This is a genomic window from uncultured Sphaerochaeta sp. (assembly GCF_963676625.2).
Taxonomy (GTDB): Bacteria; Spirochaetota; Spirochaetia; order Sphaerochaetales; family Sphaerochaetaceae; genus Sphaerochaeta.
The window spans coordinates 148,064-170,428 of the sequence record NZ_CAXXYB010000005.1 but is presented as its reverse complement, the minus strand read 5'-3'; the positions used below and the strand labels follow the sequence as shown (position 1 = coordinate 170,428).

Here is a 22,365-nt window from a genome sequence, read left to right as displayed (position 1 = left end):
TAATGAAAAGAAATTTATCAAGACAAAGAGTTTTTGAAGCACTTGAATTGACTTTGCAGTCTTCAAATGCTTCACGAAACCCTTTTGTCTTTACTCTATTTTTTCTTCTTTCCTCGGATTTTGCCATTCAATGGTATGATCCTTATGGTCATCAAGAAGAATGACGGCATCCTCTTGTTGTCTTGTCCCATCTACAATCACCTGCTTGGTTTCCCCAACAGCTGTTTGTACTACCGTGATATGGTACATAGTCTCATGAAAACGGTAGTGTATCTTGAAATCCTTCCAATCAGATGGAAGCAGGGGAGTCAGATGCAAAGTATCTTTTACAAGGTTGAACCCGAGAAGAGACTCCAATATGAATCGATACATCCAACTTGCCGAACCAGTGTACCACGTCCAACCACCTCGGCCTGCATGTGGCTCGCATGAATAAATATCGGCAGCCATGACATAGGGATCTACCTGATAGGTATCTATCAATTCAGGTGAAGAAGCATGTTCGATCGGATTGATCATCTTGCATAGTTCCCAGGCTCTCTTTGTATCGCCCAAGCGGGCAAAGGCCATTGCTGTCCAAATTGCTGCATGGGTGTATTGCCCTCCATTTTCCCTGACACCAGGTACATACCCCTTGATATAGCCAGGCTCCATCGTGGAGGAATCGAAAGGCGGGTCAAGAAGCTTGATCAATCCATGCTCACGATCCACCAAGAATTCAGATACAGAATCCATTGCCTGAAGAGACCGATTCATTTCACCTGCTCCTGAAAGGACAGACCAACTCTGTGCCAGTGAATCAATCTTGCATTCGGTATTCTGTGAGGAACCAAGAGGCCAGCCATCGTCAAACCAAGCTCTATTATACCAGGAACCATCCCAGGCATTTTCCTTCAAATGTTGCTGCAGTTTATAGGCTTCCTTGCCACATAAAGCGGCGAACTTATGATCATCGCGCATTGTTGCCAACTCGCTGAATTGCATAAGTACGGTATAGAGGAAAAACCCGAGCCAGACGCTTTCTCCTTTTCCTTCTATCCCGACCAGATTCATTCCATCGTTCCAATCTCCACCACCCATAAGTGGCAAACCATGCACACCTCGGTGGGAACTATGCAAAAGAGAGCGAACGCAATGGTCATACAGACTGACAACTTCCTTGCTTTGATGTGGCTTGTCATACGAAGACTCTTCCTCTATCTTGAGCAAGGGCTCTTCGATAAAGTAAACCATTTCATCAAGAATACTTGTATCGCCAGTTATGGAGATGTATCGGCAGGTAGCGAGCGGAAGCCAAAGATAATCATCACAAATATGCGTTCTTACTCCTCTTCCCATAGGTGGATGCCACCAATGCTGAACATCGCCTTCCACAAATTGTTGTCCGGCACAAAGCAATATTTGTGCACGAGCAAGCGTAGGTTCGGCATACACAAGAGCCATGACATCCTGCAATTGATCGCGAAAGCCAAAAGCTCCCCCGGATTGATAGAAGCCACTGCGACCCCATAATCTGCTGGAAAGCATTTGATACACGAGCCAGCCATTGGACAAGGTATTGAGAGCAACATCCGGCGTCTCTATTTGTATGACCGATACCGTTCGCTGCCAATAGGAACAGACCTCTTTTAAAGCATCTTGCACCGAATCCAAGGTTTTGAAACGATTGATCAATACTTTGGCTTCCTCTCTGTTGCTTGCCGCACCCAACTTGAAAACGACCACAACTTCCTTTCCCTTTTCAAGGAGGAAAGGGACCTGAATTGCGGCACAGGGATCATAGGCAGGACCTGTGGAACCGGAAAGACGCTCTTTTGTCATTGCCTCAGGATTGGCAAGCGTTCCATTTCGCCCGATGAATTCAGTACGGTCACCTGTTATGGTGTGGTTGCTTCCCGTTGCATCAAGAAACACGGTAGTACCTGCAAAATCAGTGTTATACCAGTTTTGTGCGAATATTGCCCCGGTTTCACCTTGGAATTCAGTAACCACATGCATAGCCGATTTTTCTCGTAGACTGCCTAATACCAGTTCTGTATAGTTGGTTGCCGAAAGTTTACGGTTTCGATCAGAATCATTGCGTAGGGCGAGCATCATGAACTTGACAGAAGCATCATGGGCAACAAATACCGTAAGGTTTGAGTGAATACCGAACTCTGAATGCTCAAAGGTACTATATCCGAAGCCATGCTTACATATATACGGTTCATTACCTTGACTGGGAAGGGAGGTGGGAGACCAAAATTGACCGCTCTCTTCGTCCCTGATATAGAGTGCTTCTCCGCTTGTATCGCTTACCGGATCGTTATACCAAGGGGTCAACCGGAACTCATGTGCATTTCCCATCCAGGTATAGGAGGTTCCTGACTCAGTGAGGATTGTGCCGAAATTTGGATTCGCCAGCACATTGGCCCAAGGCGCCGGTGTTGTCCGATCTTTTTTGACAGTGATATCATATTCTTTTCCGTCACTGGAAAATCCTCCCAATCCGTTAAAGAATTGCAGCTTCTGGGGAGGATCCTGGATACTGGGCTTGTAGGTTTTTACGATACCACGCAAAGTTCTCAACTTTTGTATCGGTTTTTTCTTGCTACGCTGTCCTATAATCTGATTTTCAAGCGAACCTCGGCTGTCATCCAGGACAATCCTGGAAACGGCCTCGAGCAGGTGATGATCTTCAATTGATAGTTGTTCTAATGCCCGTATGAAGATACCTCCCGGTTGATCAACTATATTCTTCTCGCCAACGGTAGTGACCATGGTGAGGATTTGCTCCTGTAGCTCATGTCTATAGCCTTCGAAATCTTCATGCAGGATTACAAAATCAACTTCCAGTCCTTTTTGATGCCAGTAAGAATGAGCCTGCACCAATTGCTTTACCATGCCGATATTGCCAGAGTCGCGTATTGTAAATAACACAATAGGCAGGTCCCCTGATATGGAGTACCCCCACAACCCTGATTGTCCACGATGGTTTGCTATGATGGAAGAAGATTCAGAACGAAGAAAAGTATTGGCATAGAGGATTGAGCCAGCAATCTGATCATAGAAAAGCGCAGCTTTCGGTGTGCTGTTTATTTGCTTGAGAGCTAATTGGCAGTGCGTTTGAGATAATTCAAAGACACGGTTGGTAAACCACTTTCCCTGATATTTTTCGGCAAGTTGCAATGCTGCTTCCTTTGTTTCGCCTATGCCTGTGACTATGTCTATGGTTACGGATGTCTCACTTTCTATCTCTATTTGTTGTCGTATGGCCACGATAGGGTCCAATACTGAGCCTTGGGTCCCTGAAAGAGGTCCAAGGATTTGCATTGCATTCGGTGAGACTATTGTCTTGCCTCGACCGATAAACTTCATTCGGTCTGTCTCATAGGAAATGGCGGGGACTTTTGCCTCATGTACCATCATGAGATGAAACATGCAAGGATAGTGTTCTTCTGGCGAGCGGGGACGACGTGAGCAAAGGATTGTCTGCAACTTCTCTACTATTTCAGTCTGGATAAATAAGTTGCTGAAGCTTGGATGAGCAGCATCGGTATCAGCTTTGGTAAGTACTACCTCTGCATAACTTGTAACATCGATAATTTGTTTATCTGAGGACCGGTTGGTTATGGTAAGTCTACGTAATTCAATTGGATCCTCAGGTGAAACAGCTATTTCCGTATTTGTATCGAAATCATTGTCCCGTCTTTTATATTCTGCACGACCTTCGGAAAAAGTAACTTCATATTTTTCAGGGTTCTTTAACGTAGGTTGAAAAGTATTTGACCAATACTCTTTGGTCTTTTCGTTGCGTATATAGACAAAGGTTCCCCAGTTATCACGCGTAGCATCTTCATGCCAGCGAGTAAGGGCAAGTTTTTTCCAATGGCTGTAACCGCCTCCTGCATTTGTGACCATAACATGGTAGGTATCACTTGAAATCAAATGCACTTCTGGTATTGGTGTCTGGTAGGTACTGAAAAGGCGGGACTGTATCGTTGATGTTTTTTGGATGATCCGTTTCTCAGGAATGTTGATTGCCTGGGAATACAAGAACGTAGGTCTCGGACTTTTTTCCTCAAGCAACAAGTTTGTCGCTCGAATCATAGGGATCGATTCAAATCTCTTTTGCATCGGACTATCCAACAACTGTGATACAAATGAAAGGAAACTCATTCCTTGGTGGTGAGCCATGAAGGATTGTACGAGGACATACCTTTGTCCCTCCAGCAAACGAGACTTTGTATAATCAATTGCTTCATACATGCCATATGCACCTTCAAAACCGCTATTCGAAAGACGAAGAAGATTCTGACAGGCTTTTTTCGGTGCGACCAGCAGGGAAAGTGCCGTTGCATAAGGAGCAATGACAATGTCGTTATGCAGCTCGCGTTTCAGGCCTAACCCAGGAACACCAAATGCATGGTACCGATAATTATGGGAGGCATCATAAGCGCTGTAACCCGACTCCGAGATACCCCAGGGAATATCGAGCAGGTATCCATATTCAATCTGCCTACGTACTGCGGCATCACAAGTCTGGCCAAGAAGCGTTCTCTTGTAGGAGGGCATTATCAAAAGAGGCATAAGGTACTCAAACATTGAACCGCTCCAGGAAAAGAGCATCGTTTCACTACCTGACTTGGCAATCAAACGACCAAGGGAGAACCAATTTTCCTTGGGAACTTGCTCCTGTGCAATTGCAACGAAACTGGTGAGTCTTGCTTCTGAGGCAAGCAGATCGTAGTATCCGGAATCTTTGCGATGACTATCGACGGAATATCCTATAGCAAAAAGGTTGCGATGTTTATTATACAGAAACGTAAAATCCATATGGGTGAAATTCTCGATCTGGAGAGCGGTCTTGTTGATCAGCAGGAAACGCTTTTCAGCATGATCGTGTCCTTCAGTAAGTAGTTCAAAAAATTGGGGCAATCTTTTGCCAAGAGTCTTCAATAGCTCACTTTCAAGAACATACAGTTCGCGTTGACTTGAAAACTCACATACTTTCTGGAACTCAGGTTCATGCTCAAAAAGAGGGGCCTGCGGTAGCCAGGGTAACATAAATTCAAGTTCGTCCAGGAAATCGTGGCATTGTTGCAGAAGCATGTTGGACCACCATTTCACCATGGGATCTTTCCTTTCTTTGAGAGCCCTGCATATATTTTCAGCCGTTGCATGGAGATTTTGAAGTTCTTTCCATACGTCAGATAGATTTTCCGGTAAATTTTTCAGTACCGAAGCTAGCCCGTTCTGGAATGTAAGGACAACTGAGGGAACATCTTTTTCAAGAACACTTAGGAGATTCATGTTCGTGTCTTCAAGTCCTTTCCATATTCTTGTTTTTGAAAATTTTTCGTCGGAAAGGGTCAACAAACCTGAATGCAAGGTAAGAAGATGTCCGACAAGATTACCGCTATCAACAGTAGATACATACCGAGGTGAAAGAGGTTGCAAAGTAATCGTGTCATACCAGTTGTAAAAATGTTTTCTGTAGGTTTCCAAGGATTCCATCGATTGGATTGCAAGATTAGCCCGTTCGAGCAACAAACCATCGGAAATATAACCAAGATCACGAGCTCCCAAGTTCGAGAGAAGAGCGAGGCCCATGTTTGTAGGAGAGGTTCGATGGGCAATTTTTGCAACAGGAATTTCTTGAAAATTATCGGGAGGTAGCCAATTTTCTTCTGCAGTTACAAAGGTTTCGAAAAATGCCCAGGTCTTGCGGGATAGTCTATGAAGAAACGCATTTTGATCCTCTGTCAATATATCTTCCTGGCTTGAGGTTGGTTTGCTGATTTTCCAGGCGATCACTGGAGAACAAGCCCAGAGCAAGAGAAGGGGAGAGGCTACAAGCAAAGTAGTCGATTTTAAAAACAATAGTAAAAGAAAGGTGATCACGGATAAGGTTGGAGCTATCCACATGAAGCGAATGGAGGAAAAGAGAGTTTGATAGGTATCGTGTTTATTGTTTTCTGACGGATTCCATTGCAGAAGATGCCGATGGGAGAAAAGCATTCTCCAACAGGTTCTCACAATTGCACGAACACTAAAATAGGCATCATGTGGCAAACATGCCAAGTTCAAGAAGACTGAGGACAATTGCATGGATAGCGAGTGTATCGTAGATACAAGGTGGGAACCCAAGGGCATGTCATAGGGTTTTTGGAAGAAAGCAAAAAAAGAGATAAAAATTGGTGGAAATACAATTAATCCGGAAATCAATAGAGTCCATACCATAGGTTTTGTCAGTGTAATCCAACCGATGACAAGAAGAGTCATCAGAATTAGGGAAGTGATGCTTCTCCTAAGGTTATCCAGAATTTTCCATTTTGATAGAGAAGATAAGACGTTTTTTTGCATTTTTTTTTGTTTGGTCGGTACGAAAGGTAAAAGCCATCGAAAGGATTGCCAATCGCCTCGAATCCATCGTTGGTGACGGTCTACATCTGCACGATAGGTTATGGGGACATCCTCGAACAATTGGATGTCACTGACCAATCCCGAACGTGCATAACAGCCTTCCAGCAAATCATGGCTGAGGATGGAATTCTCGGGGAATCTTCCTTTCAGTACGGTTTCAAAGGCTTCTACATTGTAGATTCCCTTTCCTATGAAAGATCCTTGTGAAAAGAGATCCTGATATACATCTGAGACAGCGCAGGTATACGGATCAAGACCGGGATTGTTTCCAATGAGTCGTGAATAAGCAGATCGCGATACCCCTGAAAGGCTTGCTGTCACCCGTGGTTGCAAAAGAGCATGACCTGCAATGATACGATTTCGTTTCAAATTATATTGCGGACGATTGAGTGGATGGTCCATAGTCCCTGCTAGTTTCTTGGCCGAGTCTCTTGGTAGCGTGGTGTCTGTGTCCAGGGTAATGATATATTTTACGGATTTGAGTTGGGATAAGGAACCGATTATAAGCGTGAATGGTTCTTTTTTTCCTTCACGAATCAAGGCATTCAAGTCTGCCAATTTACCACGTTTCCTTTCATATCCAATCCATTTTTTTTCAGAGGCATTCCACTTTCGTCCTCTATGGAAAAGAAAGAAGGGATCTCTTTCGGGGATTCTGTACAAATCGTTGAGTTCTTGAATTTTCTGTTGGGCATAGGCGATAAGTTCGGTATCTGATATCAGAGTTTCCTCATTGGCATCCAAGAAATCAGTCAACAATCCAAAAAATAGGTTTTTATCATGATTTGCCAAGAAACGTACTTCCAAGGCTTCGACAAGAAGGTCAATGGTACGTTTGCTTGTGAGCATCGCAGGAACAACGACCAGTGTACGCGACCTGGATGGTATTCCATCGGAATAATCCATACGTGGTAAAGGATTGCTGGGAATGATCAACGTAACTATCCAGTTCACGAATATCGAGGAAAAGCTTCCTGCCCCGATGAAGGCCAAAATGGAGATGAGTATCAATTCCCAACCTGACAATCCACCTCTTTGTGCCATAATCAGAAATAACCATGCAATGCAAGCCGAAAGAATACCTATGGATCCCACATACATTATAAACTTGGCACGGTATCCGATAGTAAAGGATATTCCATATGCCTTGGATTCTTTATGTATTGTTTTTTTCAGTAATGGTAAGCCTTTGTCCAATAGGTAATACCCCACATGAGATAATCGTCTGTCATTTCCGATATCCTGCTTGTGTTCCTGGGCCAATTGAACGGCAAGAAGCGCAATATGTTGTTCTTCAAGACCGCTATGCTTCGCAAGTTTCTCAACTGCATGCCTATACGTATCACGGGTTGAAAAGTCCATCTTTGCATAATGGGTAGAAGGATCCTTGCGTAATACTTCTTCTACATAGCTGGTGCTCTCAACAAATTCTTTCCAGTCAATGGCATCGAGGGAACGCAGGCTGCCGATTGTGTTACTTATGGAGACCTGGTCAGCTGCCTGTTGTTGCATTTCTGATTGAACGAGAGATTCTATATTCAAACCTTTCTCTGCGAGTTGTTGTTCAATCCAAGTCAAGGGCAATGCAAATAATGCACCTTTTCCATAGAGCTTTTGGGATAGTTCCGCAACATAGGAACTATTGAGAACTGGTTTTGATCGAGCCATGTCTGCAACCAGGATAAACAGACTTTTGGGGTCTGTTTTTGCCAAGGTGACTATTCGTTCTGCCCAGGTGGTTGCCTGATTCTTTGCATACGTTGCTTTTGAAATCCTTATTGCAATTCTACGTAGATTTTCAATCAAGGCTAAGCGCAGCATGATGGGAACTGCCCAGAGTTCTCCTAGTTTCAACCTCGAAACTGACTGATACGCATTGATGAACTCTGGAAGAGTTTCGGCATCGACATGCCCATCTCCATGGGAAATTCGTTCAATGGCAATGGCATATACGCGGGGTAGGCCTACTGGGGTGCTACTCTGCAATCGGGGGAGTTCCCTGCTGTAGTTAACTGGGAGATCACGTCTGGTCGTACAAATGATATTTTCTATCAGATAGAAATTATCGAGCAACCAATCTCCTGCCGGCACTATTCTTCTGTCTTTGGTTACTGTCTCAGTCAGTAAATTCCTGACATCTTCCAGTACTGCTTCATTTTCTTCCAGTCGTTTTAAAAGTCTATCCTTATGCAACCAAGAATTACTTACTATATGTTCTTGGGCTAGAATTTTTCCATAGTTCTGCATCTGTTCCGGGCTGAACAATTCTGAATGCAAGGGATCTTCAGTTTCATATCTTTGGCGGAAAAAACGAAGTTTTCGTGTCTTGAATAATGGAAGCATTCCATTTAACAATCTATACGTTACTTTACTTTGCAATTATTACCTCAATTAATAGTTCAGAACAGTATCTATAGAACCTACAGCCAGCTCATTGCTTTCATTGACCGTAGACTAAAATATTGATAATTACAGTTTCTCAATCAAATGGAGAACTGAAAGAATTCATGGTAAAAAAGATAGTCCGAAAAAAACCGAATTTGACTTCAAATATAAATCATGCTCTATATATGGTTCCTGCTTGTTTTGCATACCATCGGGAAAATTCTACAATGGAACACTATTATTAAAAGCTGCCTAATTGTATTTGCCTGTCAGAATGAAAAGGATAGGGTGTCCTTGGTGCGTTCCAAAGTCATATAAAGACCTTGCAAAATGGATGCATCGGACCTGTTGCATGAAGAAAAGGAGTTGATTGTTCCTTTGGGTTTCAAATCTTTAATTTCTTCATACAAAAAGAATTTATCTTACCTTTATAATACTCGACTCCCCTAGTTACTGTCTATACGTTTAGTGGCTATGGCAGGAAATAGACATATGAAAGGGGAAGAACCTATCTTGATATCGTAAAGAGAAACTGTTTTTCTAAAAGGAACAATTTATAGTATAAACAAATTGTTGTTTTATATCAGAAACATAAATTGTAGTAAAAAAGATCAAGGCAATAATTTTCTAAAATAAATAAAAAAAAGTTTGACAGATGAAGAAACATATAGTACAACAATATTGTTCAACAATAATGTTGTACTATCAGGAGATTGTTATGAATAAGTTACTAGAAGGTTCCTATGATTTACATGTACATTCAGCACCTGACGTGCTTCCTCGTTTGATGGATGATATTGAAATGGGAAAACGCATCCCTGAAGCGGGAATGGCAGGATATGCTATAAAGTCTCATTATTTTTGTACGGCAGAAAGAGCGGAGCTCATCAGAAAACTATTTCCGAAATGCGAAGCTATCGGTACGATTACTTTAAACAGTGCGGTAGGCGGTTATAATCCTTCGGCAGTTGAGATGGCCGGTAGGGCAGGTGCTAAACTAGTTTGGTTTCCTACCTGTGACAATTCCCATGAACGTGCCTATGTATTCAATGGTGATCCGAACAAGAAGCTTCCCTATTGGGCCCAAATTCTCATCCAAATGGATAAAGAAGGAATATCGGCCCCAACTGTCGATGCTCTTGATGAACAAGGAAACCTGAAGAATGAAGTCATCACAGTTTTGGAAATCATAGCCAAGCATAATATGATTCTTGCAACCAGTCATATTTCCCATGAGGAATGCTTTGCTGTAGTAAAAGAAGCTCATGCACGTGGTGTGAAGAATATCGTCATTACGCATGTCGATTTTCCGACGACTTTTTATACTATTGAAGAACAGAAGGAACTTGCGAAGTACGGGGCTGTCATGGAACATTGCTACACGACATGGGCAACGAATAAAATTGATTTCTCGGTATCTCTTGAGCAGATTAAGGCACTTGGACCTAATAACGTGATCATCTCCACTGATCTTGGTCAGAAAACATCGATTTATCCAGATCAAGGAATGGAAAAATATGTTGAAAAGCTTTTGGAAGCAGGAATTTCTGAAGATGATGTGAGAAAAATGGTAGTAAGCAATCAGAGAAGATTGCTTGGAAAATAAAAAGGAGAATAGAGTATGAAAAAGACTGTGAAGGTTGCTTCCTTGGTATTGATTTCCGTATTTGTCCTAGTGAGTTTAATGGGATGTTCAAAAAAAGAGAATGCTTCGGTTTCAACAGAGACTACAACAAAAACTGCAAAGCCGACAAAAAAATATGATCTTATCATGGGGACAGCTGGTACGTCAGGGACGTATTATGTAGTTGGGGCAGCAATGGGAGCTTCTGTAAATAAAAATTCAGATAAGGTCAATGTCATTGTTCAACCGACCAAAGGTTCTATTGAAAATCTTAATCTAGCAAATACGGATGATATACAACTTGGATTTTCAAACTCAGATGGTGTGTATTGGGCTGCGACAGGCACCGGAAACTATGCTAAAACAGGTAAATTAAAGATTCAGGCTGTGATGAATCTATATCGCTCACAAGGACAGATGGTTGCCTTGAAGAACTCAGGAATCAAGACCTTTGGAGATCTCAAGGGAAAGAAAGTAAATCTGGGACCATCAGGGCAGACTGTCGTGGAAATTTCCAAGACTGTTTTAAGGGCTTACGGAATAGATCCAGAAAAAGATATCACTCCATTGTATCTTGCTGTTGATGAAGGTCTGAGCAAACTTAAGGATGGAGAGATTGATGCTTCTTTCTTTAGTGCTGCATATCCTGCTGCAGGTGTCGTAAATATTGCAAGCACTACTGATATCCGTCTTGTTGATATCGATGATGAGATCCTAAAAAAAATCTGCGCAGATAACCCATTCTATAGTTATGGCATAATTCCTGCCAATACTTATAATGGCCAAATAGAAGATTGCCGTGTAGTTGAGATGATCACAGAACTTTTTGCTTCTTCTGCAGCTCCTGAGGATGCAATCTATGAATTTGTGAAACAGGCTTTGGAAACTCAGCCCCAGTATGTGACGGCACACGTGAGTATCAAGGAGATCACTCCGCAATTTGCAAGTCAGTGTGTCACAGAACTTCATCCGGGTGCTCTTAAGTACTATAAGGAAAAAGGGCTTCGTTAAAAATATTCTTCGGGAGGCAGGGAAACCTGTCTTCCTTATAGGGGTTGTGCAACATGGGTGTTCCTAATTTCACCGGATCGAAAAAAAGAGGTTCGGCAGTAAAAAATTTACTATTATTGCTAATTTTTATTGCTATGCCACTTTTTCATATGTGGACAGCATCGTTTGGAGTGTATCCCTCGTATAAGATGAGTGCGGTGCATTGGGCTTTTGTCGGAAGTTTTATTTTACTGGTAAAACCCTCAAAATTTAAAGGTGGGTTTGTTCTTGACGCAGTATTGATGATCTTGAATATTTTTATCTGTGTATACGAGGTAAAGCTGCAGGATAGTTTTGTTAATAACGCAGGAGTTTATTCTCAAACTGATGTTTATATTTCTATGCTGGCGGTTATTCTGGCATTTATTATTGCAGGACGAATGGTTGGAAAGGTCTTGCCGATCATTGCGGCCATCTTTGTTGCTTATGCATATTTAGGCAGATACATCCCTGGTATGTTCAGGACGACAAAATTCTCCCTCCAGAGAATTGCTCCTTATCTCTATACAGCCTATGATGGTCTTTTTGGTCAGACTATAACGGTAAGTGCCCAGTTTATCTATCTATTTGTTTTGTTTGGAAGTCTTTTGGAACTCACAGGCGCGGGTGAATTCTTTGTAAATATCTCCTATGCACTGACAAAACGTATAAAAGGCGGACCTGCCCAAGCTGCGGTGTTCTCAAGCATGTTGATGGGCACAATTAATGGCAGCGGTGCGGCAAATGTTGTTACAACAGGAACCTTTACGATTCCCTTGATGAAAAAGGTAGGATTCAAGAGTTCTTTTGCAGGCGCTGTTGAAGCAGTATCTTCTTCAGGTGGTCAGATTATGCCTCCAGTAATGGGTGCAGTTGCTTTTCTGATGAGCGAAATGACCGGTATTGCCTATAGCAAGATTGCCCTTTCCGCTATTATTCCTGCTATCCTATACTATGCAACACTTTCTATTTCTGTTTATTTCATGGCAAAGAAAATTGATGTTCCAGAACCTGACCAGTCAAATCTTAAATCTGCATGGGTAATATTGAAATCTGGCTGGCCGTATCTACTTCCTATTGGAATGCTTATTGCAATGCTGATAATCGGATATAGTGCCCAACGTTCTGCGTTCTTCTCAATCCTCTGCACGATTGTCATTGGATTTGTAATGAACCGTAATAACATGACTGTTTCAAATTTTATAAAGGCATTGCAAAATTCGGTAAAAGGGATTGCCCCGATCGCCGCTGCCTGTTTTCTTGCTGGCATTGTGATGGGAATCATCAATCTTACTGGTTTGGGATTGAAGATTAGTGGAATTATAGAAACCATAGCGAACGGTAATCTCTTCATTGGTTTGTTCTTGGCCATGTTCACCAGTCTTTTGCTGGGAATGGGGCTTCCTACTTCTGCGGCCTATATGATTCTTGCCGTTCTTGTTGCTCCTGCTCTCATGAAGATGGGTGCGTCTATGATGGCTGCCCATTTGTTTATTTTGTATTTTGGGGCACTTTCCACTATCACGCCTCCTGTTGCCTTATCGACGTTCGCTGCAGCAGGTATTGCCGAGGCTAATGTTTGGTCGACAGGAAAAGATGCCATGAAGTTGGCTTGTACAGGTTTTGTAATACCCTTTGTCTTTGTATATAATTCCCAACTTTTATTAGGTGGTTCCTTCTTGGAAATTATTTTTGCATTTGTAACCGCATTTTTAGGATGTGCCATTATTGCAGCTTCCTTGATAGGGTGGTTGAAAGTCGATATTTCAATGGTTGGGAGAATATTGCTTTTTCCTGCTGGAATAATGCTTTTTATTGCTCATCCACTCTATTGGAATCTGGTTGGACTTATCTTGACTATGGTTGTGATTTTTATTGAAACAAAAAAATATAAAAGAATTATTTCTGCGTAATAGAGAGGATAGGAATATGGAAATTAATGAGAAATCAAATGTATTGGTTGTCAGTGGACATGCAGCTGATTATGTATGGCGTGCCGGTGGAACTATTGCGAAATATATCAAACATGGTGCACATGTAAAGGTTATTGTCCTAAGTTGTGGAGTCCGTGGAGAATCGAATGATCTTTGGAAGCAACCAGGACAGACTGCAGAGTCAGTCTTGAAAATGAGAAAATCGGAATCCATGGCTGCTGCGAAATGCTTGGGAATCACAGACTTGGAATTCTGGGATTATCAAGATTATTATATGCATCTTGATGATGATGATAAGATTGAAAGATTGGCTACGACAATCCGGAATTTCAAACCAATACATATCATTACTCATGGAGAGCTTGATTTGCTTAATCCTGACCATGATGAGGTCAATAAATTTGTATTCAAGGCAAGTGTGCTTGCCATCTCCAATGGTGTTAAGATTTCTGGAACTGAAGCTTCGACACAGACAAGAATTTTTGGATTTGAGCCTCATCAACCAGAGATTTGCAATTTTAAACCAGAAGTGATAATTGATATAACCGAGACAATGGAAATGAAAAAAGTTGCAATGAATTGCTTCATGGCACAATCTCATCTTATAGAATATTATGCGATGAGGGCTTTCGTTCGAGGTAATCATGCAAAAAGACTATCTGGAAATCAGTCTTACAAATTCGCGGAAGCTTTTACAAGAAGATTCCCCTATGTTGGTGATTGGTTGGTATAATACTGAGTTGTATAGGTTTTGACGCTAAAGTCGACAGGGGAGATGGTATTGTATGGCAAGAGCCAATGAAATTGCATATGACTATATAAAATCTAGGATTATCGATGGGACTTATCGTCCTGCACAACATCTTATTGAAGCCCAGCTGGCAACTGAGATTTGTGTAAGTCGTAATACTGTCAAGAAGGTACTCCTTCAATTGGAGCAGGACAAATTGGTCACCATACAAGATAACAAAGGTGCCATGGTCCAATCTTTTACGGTTGAGGAAATACAGGAATATTACGAAGTCCGCAAAGTTCTTGAAGAAATTGTCGTGAAATCTGCGATTGAATTCATTTCCAATGAAGATATTCAGAAAATGCAGAATATCTATTCCGAAATGTGTGAAATGAAGATTCAAAAGGATTTTGAATCATATAGTAAATGTAATAAAAAACTTCATGAAATTATTTATCAAGCTTCCCATAAACCGATAGCAGTGAATATGATTAGGGGAATAAAGCAACAACTTATCCGTTTTCAGTTTCGTACAATGATAGTTCCTGGCCGTGCCGAGGAATCTCTTGAGGAACATAAGTTGCTGGTGAATGCCTTTGTTGCAAAGGATATGGACGCCGCCGTAGTTGCAATAAAGAAGCATTTGGACAATGTTTCTGCAACTATCGCAACCTATAAAGCGTTGTTTTTTTAGAGGTAAAAATGAATAAAAATTATAATGAGTTACCGCCGCTTATTGAAGAGGCATTGATTGAGCGCGCAAAAAAGTTCGGCTCAGCGGAACTTTGTGATGGTATGAAAGGAATGGGTATTGAGCGAGATGGATGCATGGATGCCGATATCATGCCTATTGATGGTGATTTGAAAATGGTTGGAACGGCGAGTACCGTGGAGACATCCGACGGGGATAATTTTCCTATCCATGTTGCAATTTATCAAAGTAAACCTGGTTATGTTCTTTGTATTGATGGAAAAGCATGCAAGGAAAGAACCTATCTTGGGGATCTGATGGGAGGAGCTGCAAAAGCTATAGGTATCCAGGGGTTGGTTGTGGATGGCTATGTCCGTGACAAGGTTGGTTTGAAGGGAATGGAACTTCCTGTGTATGCCCGAGGGTTTATGCAACGAACTCCGGCAAAAAAAGGACCAGGAAAAATCAACATCACCGTTTGTTGTGGCGGAGTGATTGTCAATCCGGGTGATCTCGTTGTCGGCGATTATGATGGTGTGACTGTAGTTCCAAGAGATAAAATCGAAGCTGTGCTTAATGCCGCCGAAGAGAAAACACAATATGAAGAAAAACGCCGAGAGGCAATTGGTGAATATGCGAAATGCAGGGCTGAAGGAAAACCGCTTCCGAATTTAGCACCTAAATGGGTTCTTGATATGTTGAATAATTAATGATAGAGGAGCTGTGAGAGGGAATTCTCCCTCTCACGAATATATATGGATTTTCTCGCATTGGCGATAATATGCATAGTCGGAGCGATGCTTCAGGCTCTGATTGGTTTCGGTTTTCCAATATTTGCAATGATTTTTTTGGTACGACTGTTTCCGTTTTCTGCTGCAGTCACCATCAGTCAATTTGCTGGCTTAATCGGTGTAGGGTTTTTCTTTTTCAAGTATTTCAAAGAGGTGAGATGGAATATTCTCTTTCCTTTTCTATTCCCTGCGTTGATCATAGGGATTTTTCTGACTTGGTATTCGGCTAAACTACCAATTTCAGGATTGAAAATATGTCTTGGTTTTGTTTTGATTCTCATAGCTCTCTATATGTTTTTCTATTCGGGACGTTTTTCAGTACGCCCAACGAGACTGCTTGGGTGTTCTATGGGTGCTGTTTCAGGTGTCTTGAATGGAGTATTTGCTATGGGAGGACCTCCCGTTGCGTTGTATTTGCTTCCAGTAACAGAAAACAAGATTGCTTATTTAGCAAGTGCCAATGCCTATTTCTTTATATTCAAGATCTTTTCCTTACCAATAAGATTCTTGAATGGAGCAGTATCGATAGAGCAATCCAGCTATCTAGTAGTGAGTCTTATGGGCATGACGGTTGGAACGGTTATTGGTGATAAGATCATGCATAGGATCAATGAAGCAATGCTAAAAAAAATGGTGTACCTCTTCATAGGTATTTCTGGCATAGTAATTGTCTTAGAGGAACTATTTTGATAGTTTTGCAGGATTATTTGGTTCAGCTAAAAACAGGTATTTGTTCTTAGATAGGAAACAAGTAATTCGTTAGTAATTAGAAAATTATAAATAATACTAAATAATAAGCAACAAACTTCCTAAACATGTATTTATATTTAGCTGACTTGTTCCCATTTTTGTCCCAAAACATTTTCAATGAACACCCTGGATACTTTTGGATCAAACTGGGTACCTGAATTTATCTTGATTTCTTCTATGGCCTTTTCCTTTGTCATTGCCAACCGATAGGCTCTATCGTTGGTCATGGCATCAAACGCATCGACAATAGAGACTATGCGAGATAGAAGAGGTATTTTCTCTCCTCTCAAGCCGTGAGGATATCCCCGGCCATCCCATCTTTCGTGATGATACAGAATAAAATCGGCAATAGGTACAAGCTCAGGAGTAGCTTGTGCAATTCTGAAACCAACTTCAGGATGTTTTCTTATTTCAACCCACTCTTTATCGCTAAGTTTGCCCGGTTTTGAAAGGATTTCAGCGCTTACCCCCATTTTCCCAATATCATGCAAGGTAGATAATAGCTCAAGTTCATTCAGTTGCTTCTCAGAAAGGGACATAGCCATTCCTATTGATTTCGATAATTGCACCATTCTTTCTGCATGTTCTTCGGTTTCTTGGCTTTTCTCGAACATTATTGCTTTTATTGATGCTATTATTGAACTATGAATACTTTTCCTTTCCAATAACTTGTGTCTGGCCATATTTTCTTCAGCGGTCATGAAAATGCTATCCAACGTCTCCGATCTCATATTCTTTGTTGCATGTCCTAAAGAAATACTAGGACAAATGGAGCTTCCTTTTAACGCGTATTTATTACAAGTGTCAGATATGCGATTACATACCAGTTGTGCAGAGGAAGTGTCCGTTTGAGGGAGTATAATTCCAAACTCATCTCCACCGATTCTCGAAATAATATCTTCCTTTCTGCAACAACTTTTCAGTATTCTGGATATTTCGACAAGTAATTCATCACCTTTGGAATGCCCAAAACCATCATTTACTAATTTTAGACCGTTAATATCTCCCATAATTATTGAAATGGGCAATTGATCTGAGGCCTCCAATCGTTTTTTCTCTTGCTCAAAGTAAATTCTGTTAAAGAGTCCTGTCAAGAAATCGTGGTAGCTAATATATGAAATCTCTTCATTTTGAAAAACAAGTTCTTTATTGGCAATGATCAGTTCTGCAGCTCTTTTATCTTTTTCTTCATTTTGAAAAGCAAGTTCCTTGTTGGCAATCACCAATTCTGCTGCACGGTCTGCCTTTTCTTCGTTTTGGAAGGCTAGTTCTTTATCGGCAATCATCAGTTCGGCTGCCCGATCTGCTTTTTCAGCAGTCTGGAAGAGGAGTTCTTTATTTGCCAGGACTAGCTCAGCAGCCCTTTTATCTTTTTCTTCATTTTGAAAGAGAAGTTCATTATTTGCGATAATCAATTCATTTGCACGCTTTTCTTTCTCTTCATTTTGGAAAAGAAGTTCTTTATTGGCAATAATCAATTCTGCCGCTCGTTTGTCTTTTTCTTCATTTCGAAAAGCAAGTTCCTTGTTGGCTATGATCAGTTCCGCTGTTTTTTGTTGAACATTTAATTCAAGGTTGTTTTCAAAATCAATACGCTCTTTTTCACGTTTTTTTATTGCAGAAATATCCCTTCCAATAATGAGTGCCCCGATTACTTTGCCCTCATTATCTTTGTACACAGATGCATTATATGAGATAGGCTATGTTTGAGACGGAGTTCATAATCAACAACCTTGCCAATTGCAAAAACTTGAGCATATCCGATTCGAGCTTTATCAGGTTCAGTAACGTATTGTGAAAAGTCTGTTCCGATTATTTTTTCCCTAGGAAGTCCTGTGGCCTTTTCAGCAGCTGAATTGACATCCGTTATTAAACCGTCCAGTCCTATTGTTACGAGGGCGTCAAGGCTTGTTTCAATCAAGTTGCGGTTATATTCCCACTCATTATTTGTTTTTTTGTCATGAATTTCTTTTATAAATAATTTTCCATTTCGTTTTTCTTTCCTATCGTTTTTCCCCATGTTCATATCTCCAATCAAACAGAGTCAATAAAAATAAGATACTCAAAATGCTTTCCAGGAAATACTTGCTATATACTTTGTATCCATTCTCGGACACCCGATTGGTTTCTATCGGATTGATTGTCTGTATCAGTCTTTCTGCTAGTCCGGTAACATCGTTTCAATTGTCTTGATACTGCCAATAATTTTCTGGAAATGGTTAAAAATAAAATGCAAGGTGGTAACAGAGTTCAAAGTTCCTAAATAAATCTTTGACAAGAAATAGTTTATCAGCAATTTTTCAGCCAGTTGATTTTTCTGGTTTCGTTAAATAATTTATTCCTACCAAACAAATAACTTATTCATGCTCATTAATTGTACTGGGCAATGTAGTTACTATCATTTTTATATACTATAGGTTCTTTGTCAATCTAAATTGAACAGACTGCCGATCAAGTAATTTCTCCTCAACTGACGGTCATTATAATCTTTTTCAAGATAAGCAGTTGATTTCAATGATGGAATTGATTGTTTCATATTTTCTGAATTATTCAACAAATATGATAATTGACAATTGTTCGGAAAAACTTCTTTTACATTTTCCATTTAAACAGTTAATCTAATCTGTAAGGGGAAATGTGCAATGTATTCTATGATTATCGTGGACGATGATGAATTAATCAGAAAAGGAATTGAAAAAGTAATACCCTGGGATACCCTTGGCTTTACCGTGGTTGAAACATTCTCTTCCGCAATAGAAGCATTGAATTTCCTGAAAACAAAGGACGTTGATGTTATTCTGACCGATGTAAAAATGCCAATTATGTCAGGCCTTGATCTCATTCAAGAAGCGAAACGTCTCAACCCAAAATGCAGGGCCGTAATTATATCAGGTTTTGGTGAATTTGAGTTAGTAAAAAGTGCACTTACTCTCAAAGCTGAAGATTATCTTCTAAAACCGCTATCGCAGAATGATATAGAAACAGTATTCAGAAAAGTTGCCAAAACGCTTGAATCGGATAGCCAATCTCAAATCTCGGATAACAGCATCAACAACTGCTACGAATTGGTAAAGAAACTGTCTGGGGAATTTGCATTATGGGATGAATATATTTCAGGGGATACTGTCGACAGCAAATATAAACTTTGTCTGATACAGTACGAAACCTTGGTGAATATCAACAATGACTTGGAAAAGGCTTTGAATGGCATGCACTATGCCTTAAAAAACGATTTTGTGACTTTTTTAGCTACAGAAAACGAATTTAATTTGCGTTTGGAAATAGTAAAAAAGCTTTTTGAAGCAACTTCCAAGAGCACCTATAAAATTATGATTGGAAGCGAGGTGTTTTGGGTAGACGACATAATTCCTTCTTTCTGGAGTGCCTTTGACCTATTATCAGAAACCAAGGAAAATGGTATTTCCTACTATAGTGATATGCATAATGAAGAACCGTTGAAAATAATTCAGTATGTACGTAAGACTTTGATTGAAAAGATTGAAGCCGGGAATAAAGCTGACCTCGATGACGCATTGCATGAACTTATAAAGATGATAAAGACATTGAAGCTAAAAGAACAAGGCTATGTATATTGTGCAATAATAATAAAAGTAGTGCGGTATTTCTCGCTTGAAGATAGCTCGAATGGATTCCAATCTCCTCGCCTGAGTATTCGTAATGCTGATAGTCAGGAGCTGGAAGAAAGATTCATCAATGATATAGAATTCTTGACAAAGACCTTGAATTCCAAGAGTGATAGTCACAACAAACTGCTTATTCTGAAAACACAACACATTATAAGACAACGATTCAATGATCTGGAATTAAGTCTCTCTCAAATCGCAGATGAACTAGGGATCAGCTATGGTTATCTTTCAACAATATTTACTAAAATTGTCGGTAGGAGTTTCAAAACTTATCTTGTTGATATAAGGATGGAAGAAGCAAGGACCTTGCTGTTGTCCAGAAAATACAGAATCTACGAAATCTCTGAAAAAGTAGGATATACCAACCCGAAATATTTCACAGAGGCATTCCATAAGTATTATGGCAGTGCTCCTGGTGAATACTTGCAAAACTTGCATACACAGGAATAGAAAGTGAAAAATCGCACATTTTCAATTAGAACTGGATATATAACACTTTTTATCATAATCATCGTAATTACTGCATCAATTGCTGGTATTACTTTTTATAGAGTAATGGATATGCGTGCATTCTCACGAGTGCAGAGAGATGATTCATGGCTTGTTTCTCAGTTATGCAAAAGCGCCACCTATCTTTCACAACAGGCAGGCAATGTATCTTCTGCTCTGGCCTTTGATAGTGATATACAGTCAATTCTCATTAGCTATGAATATAATTCTGGAGCAAAACCAGACATAGCGGAAATACAGACAAAGATAAATAATAGCTTGGTAGACAAAGGACGCTTTAACAAAGCAATCTACGATTGCAGAAACATCATATTATTTTCAAATAATGGAACGGTGCTTGGTAGCAAGGAAACCTTTGATATGAATATCAATCTCTATTCTTATCCTTGGGTCGAACAGGTTGTCAAATCGACAGGAAAAGAAATCTGGCTTCCTTTATCGTTGGATGAAAATAGTTCAGCAACAAAGAATATTCTCTCGATTCCTGTTGTAAGAAAAGTATTTTCCACACAATCTTCCGCTACCAATACTCTGGAGGAGAATCTTACTGTAGGCAAATCACTAGGCTACTTGCTGGTTTACTTTGATAATTCAATGTTTTCAGATATTGTAAGCCAGTATTCAAGAACGACCAAAAGATTCTATCTAATTGATAGCAATGACATTATTATCAGTGCACCTGAAACCACGGATATAGGGACAAAATTCTTGTTCGATCCTCTTGCCTCTGGGTATGTTCAGTTCAATGGCGAAGAATACCTTATGACAAAGATGCAAATCGAAGGTAGGGGATGGAGTTATATTTGTTTGACGTATCGTACCGAAGTTGAACGTGACGGCTCTTTGATACTGAGTGTATGCCTTTTCCTTTCGGTTTTTCTAATAGCTGCTTTCACCCTTCTGGGAATGATCTTGAGCCGATACACTACAAAACCAATTTATTTTTTAATTTCTTGCTTTAAAGAAGCTGAATCCGGCAAAGTAAAAATCGAAGATCATTCGAATATAAAGGAATTCAATGATCTGTACGATTCATTCAACTATACTATGGATCGGATACACGATCTTGCAAATGAAGTGTATCTTTCTAAATTGGAAAAACAGGAACTTGCCATCAGTATCAAGGAAAGTAGGATACAATCCTTGCAAAATCAAATTAATCCTCATTTTTTGTATAACACCCTCGATAGCATCAATTGGCGCGCCCAGATGGACAATAACAAAGAAGTTTCGGAAATGATATGCAAACTCGGTAAGTTTTTCCGTTCCAATATCAGTATATCAGGAAATGAAATTCCGTTATGGAAAGAAATTGAAAACACAAAACTGTACGTTGCACTTTCCCAATATCATTTTGGAAATAATCTACAGTATGAAGTCATTAGTGACGTAGATCCAAAAAAAGTATTGATTCTTCGCCTTTTGTTGCAACCCTTGATTGAAAACAGCATAAAACATGGAATTGAGCAGACAGGGCAAAAGGAACATATTTCCATTCATATAACACAAGAAAACAAATTTCTCCAAATCGCGGTAAAGGATGATGGTCCAGGGATGGATACTGATACGCTTTGCTATCTCAGACAATTATGGAAGAAAGCTGGCCTGGAATATCAAAAAGAAACAAGAAGCATTGGATTATATAATGTATTTAGACGACTTTCCCTTACGTATTATGGGAATGCCACCTTATCCATTGTAAGCGAAATAAACCTAGGTACTGAATTTGTTATTTCGATTCCCCTGAATATTTCGGAGGAAATATTAACTAATCCGACTACCGTATGAAATTTTCAGATTAATTATCAATATTTACTGCCTATCCAATCATTTATTCCCTCCATAATAATAAGTTCAGGGCTTAAT

At 40.2% G+C, this 22,365-nt stretch carries 12 protein-coding genes; 9 read left to right on the top strand and 3 right to left on the bottom strand.

All coding sequences use genetic code 11. The annotated features are described in order from the left end of the window. Window positions 1–90: 90 nt before the first annotated feature. Complete coding sequence (locus ACHZBG_RS10385) at window positions 91–8,748, bottom strand: GH36-type glycosyl hydrolase domain-containing protein (protein ID WP_320129383.1); 8,658 nt, start codon at window positions 8,746–8,748, stop codon at window positions 91–93. Between the two features lie 760 nt (window positions 8,749–9,508). Between ACHZBG_RS10385 and ACHZBG_RS10380 the strand changes: the two genes are divergently transcribed. Genes ACHZBG_RS10380 through ACHZBG_RS10350 form a run of 7 tightly spaced genes read left to right on the top strand, consistent with a single transcriptional unit; the run spans window position 9,509 to window position 16,282 of the window. After that, window positions 9,509–10,396: a DUF6282 family protein gene (locus ACHZBG_RS10380; RefSeq protein WP_320129382.1), complete on the top strand. Its 888-nt coding sequence runs from the start codon at window positions 9,509–9,511 to the stop codon at window positions 10,394–10,396. Between the two features lie 15 nt (window positions 10,397–10,411). Beyond that, window positions 10,412–11,425 carry a TAXI family TRAP transporter solute-binding subunit gene (locus tag ACHZBG_RS10375; protein ID WP_320129381.1) on the top strand — a complete coding sequence of 338 codons (1,014 nt, stop codon included), beginning with the start codon at window positions 10,412–10,414 and terminating at the stop codon, window positions 11,423–11,425. Between the two features lie 53 nt (window positions 11,426–11,478). Further along, on the top strand, window positions 11,479–13,356 hold the full coding sequence (locus ACHZBG_RS10370) for a TRAP transporter fused permease subunit (protein ID WP_320129380.1): 1,878 nt from the start codon (window positions 11,479–11,481) through the stop codon (window positions 13,354–13,356). Window positions 13,357–13,372: 16 nt separating this feature from the next. Further along, window positions 13,373–14,110, top strand: coding sequence for a PIG-L deacetylase family protein (locus ACHZBG_RS10365; RefSeq protein ID WP_320129379.1), 738 nt, complete (start codon window positions 13,373–13,375; stop codon window positions 14,108–14,110). A gap of 52 nt (window positions 14,111–14,162) precedes the next feature. Next, window positions 14,163–14,804 (top strand): GntR family transcriptional regulator, encoded by a 642-nt coding sequence (locus tag ACHZBG_RS10360; protein ID WP_320129378.1) that lies wholly within the window; start codon window positions 14,163–14,165, stop codon window positions 14,802–14,804. Between the two features lie 8 nt (window positions 14,805–14,812). After that, a complete protein-coding gene (locus ACHZBG_RS10355; RefSeq protein ID WP_320129377.1) occupies window positions 14,813–15,511 on the top strand; it encodes a hypothetical protein in 699 nt (232 codons plus the stop codon). A 45-nt stretch (window positions 15,512–15,556) separates the two neighbouring features. Continuing rightward, window positions 15,557–16,282, top strand: a complete 726-nt coding sequence (locus ACHZBG_RS10350; RefSeq protein ID WP_320129376.1) for a sulfite exporter TauE/SafE family protein — start codon at window positions 15,557–15,559, stop codon at window positions 16,280–16,282. 137 nt (window positions 16,283–16,419) lie between these two features. Here ACHZBG_RS10350 and ACHZBG_RS10345 read toward each other — a convergent pair whose 3' ends face one another. Further along, the gene (locus ACHZBG_RS10345; protein WP_320129375.1) at window positions 16,420–18,021 is read right to left on the bottom strand and encodes an HD domain-containing phosphohydrolase; all 1,602 of its coding nucleotides are present in this window, start codon (window positions 18,019–18,021) and stop codon (window positions 16,420–16,422) included. Beyond that, the gene (locus ACHZBG_RS10340) at window positions 17,994–18,362 is read right to left on the bottom strand and encodes a PAS domain S-box protein (protein ID WP_320129374.1); all 369 of its coding nucleotides are present in this window, start codon (window positions 18,360–18,362) and stop codon (window positions 17,994–17,996) included. Before ACHZBG_RS10340 ends, ACHZBG_RS10345 begins: the two co-directional genes overlap by 28 nt. A 640-nt stretch (window positions 18,363–19,002) precedes the next feature. Here ACHZBG_RS10340 and ACHZBG_RS10335 point away from each other — a divergent pair. Both ACHZBG_RS10335 and ACHZBG_RS10330 read left to right on the top strand, forming a co-directional pair. Then, on the top strand, window positions 19,003–20,439 hold the full coding sequence (locus tag ACHZBG_RS10335; RefSeq protein ID WP_320129373.1) for a response regulator: 1,437 nt from the start codon (window positions 19,003–19,005) through the stop codon (window positions 20,437–20,439). Window positions 20,440–20,442: 3 nt separating this feature from the next. Continuing rightward, entirely contained in the window at window positions 20,443–22,287 is a 1,845-nt protein-coding gene (locus tag ACHZBG_RS10330) for a histidine kinase (protein ID WP_320129372.1), read from the top strand. The last annotated feature ends 78 nt before the right edge of the window (window positions 22,288–22,365 follow it).

What these genes read in the sequence shown, in the direction of transcription:
- ACHZBG_RS10365 (WP_320129379.1), top strand. Translation starts at nt 13,373, where the DNA reads ATGGAAATTAATGAGAAATCAAATGTATTGGTTGTCAGTGGACATGCA.
- ACHZBG_RS10385 (WP_320129383.1), bottom strand. Translation starts at nt 8,748, where the DNA reads ATGCTTCCATTATTCAAGACACGAAAACTTCGTTTTTTCCGCCAAAGA.
- ACHZBG_RS10380 (WP_320129382.1), top strand. Translation starts at nt 9,509, where the DNA reads ATGAATAAGTTACTAGAAGGTTCCTATGATTTACATGTACATTCAGCA.
- ACHZBG_RS10350 (WP_320129376.1), top strand. Translation starts at nt 15,557, where the DNA reads ATGGATTTTCTCGCATTGGCGATAATATGCATAGTCGGAGCGATGCTT.
- ACHZBG_RS10355 (WP_320129377.1), top strand. Translation starts at nt 14,813, where the DNA reads ATGAATAAAAATTATAATGAGTTACCGCCGCTTATTGAAGAGGCATTG.
- ACHZBG_RS10375 (WP_320129381.1), top strand. Translation starts at nt 10,412, where the DNA reads ATGAAAAAGACTGTGAAGGTTGCTTCCTTGGTATTGATTTCCGTATTT.
- ACHZBG_RS10370 (WP_320129380.1), top strand. Translation starts at nt 11,479, where the DNA reads ATGGGTGTTCCTAATTTCACCGGATCGAAAAAAAGAGGTTCGGCAGTA.
- ACHZBG_RS10360 (WP_320129378.1), top strand. Translation starts at nt 14,163, where the DNA reads ATGGCAAGAGCCAATGAAATTGCATATGACTATATAAAATCTAGGATT.
- ACHZBG_RS10340 (WP_320129374.1), bottom strand. Translation starts at nt 18,362, where the DNA reads ATGGGGAAAAACGATAGGAAAGAAAAACGAAATGGAAAATTATTTATA.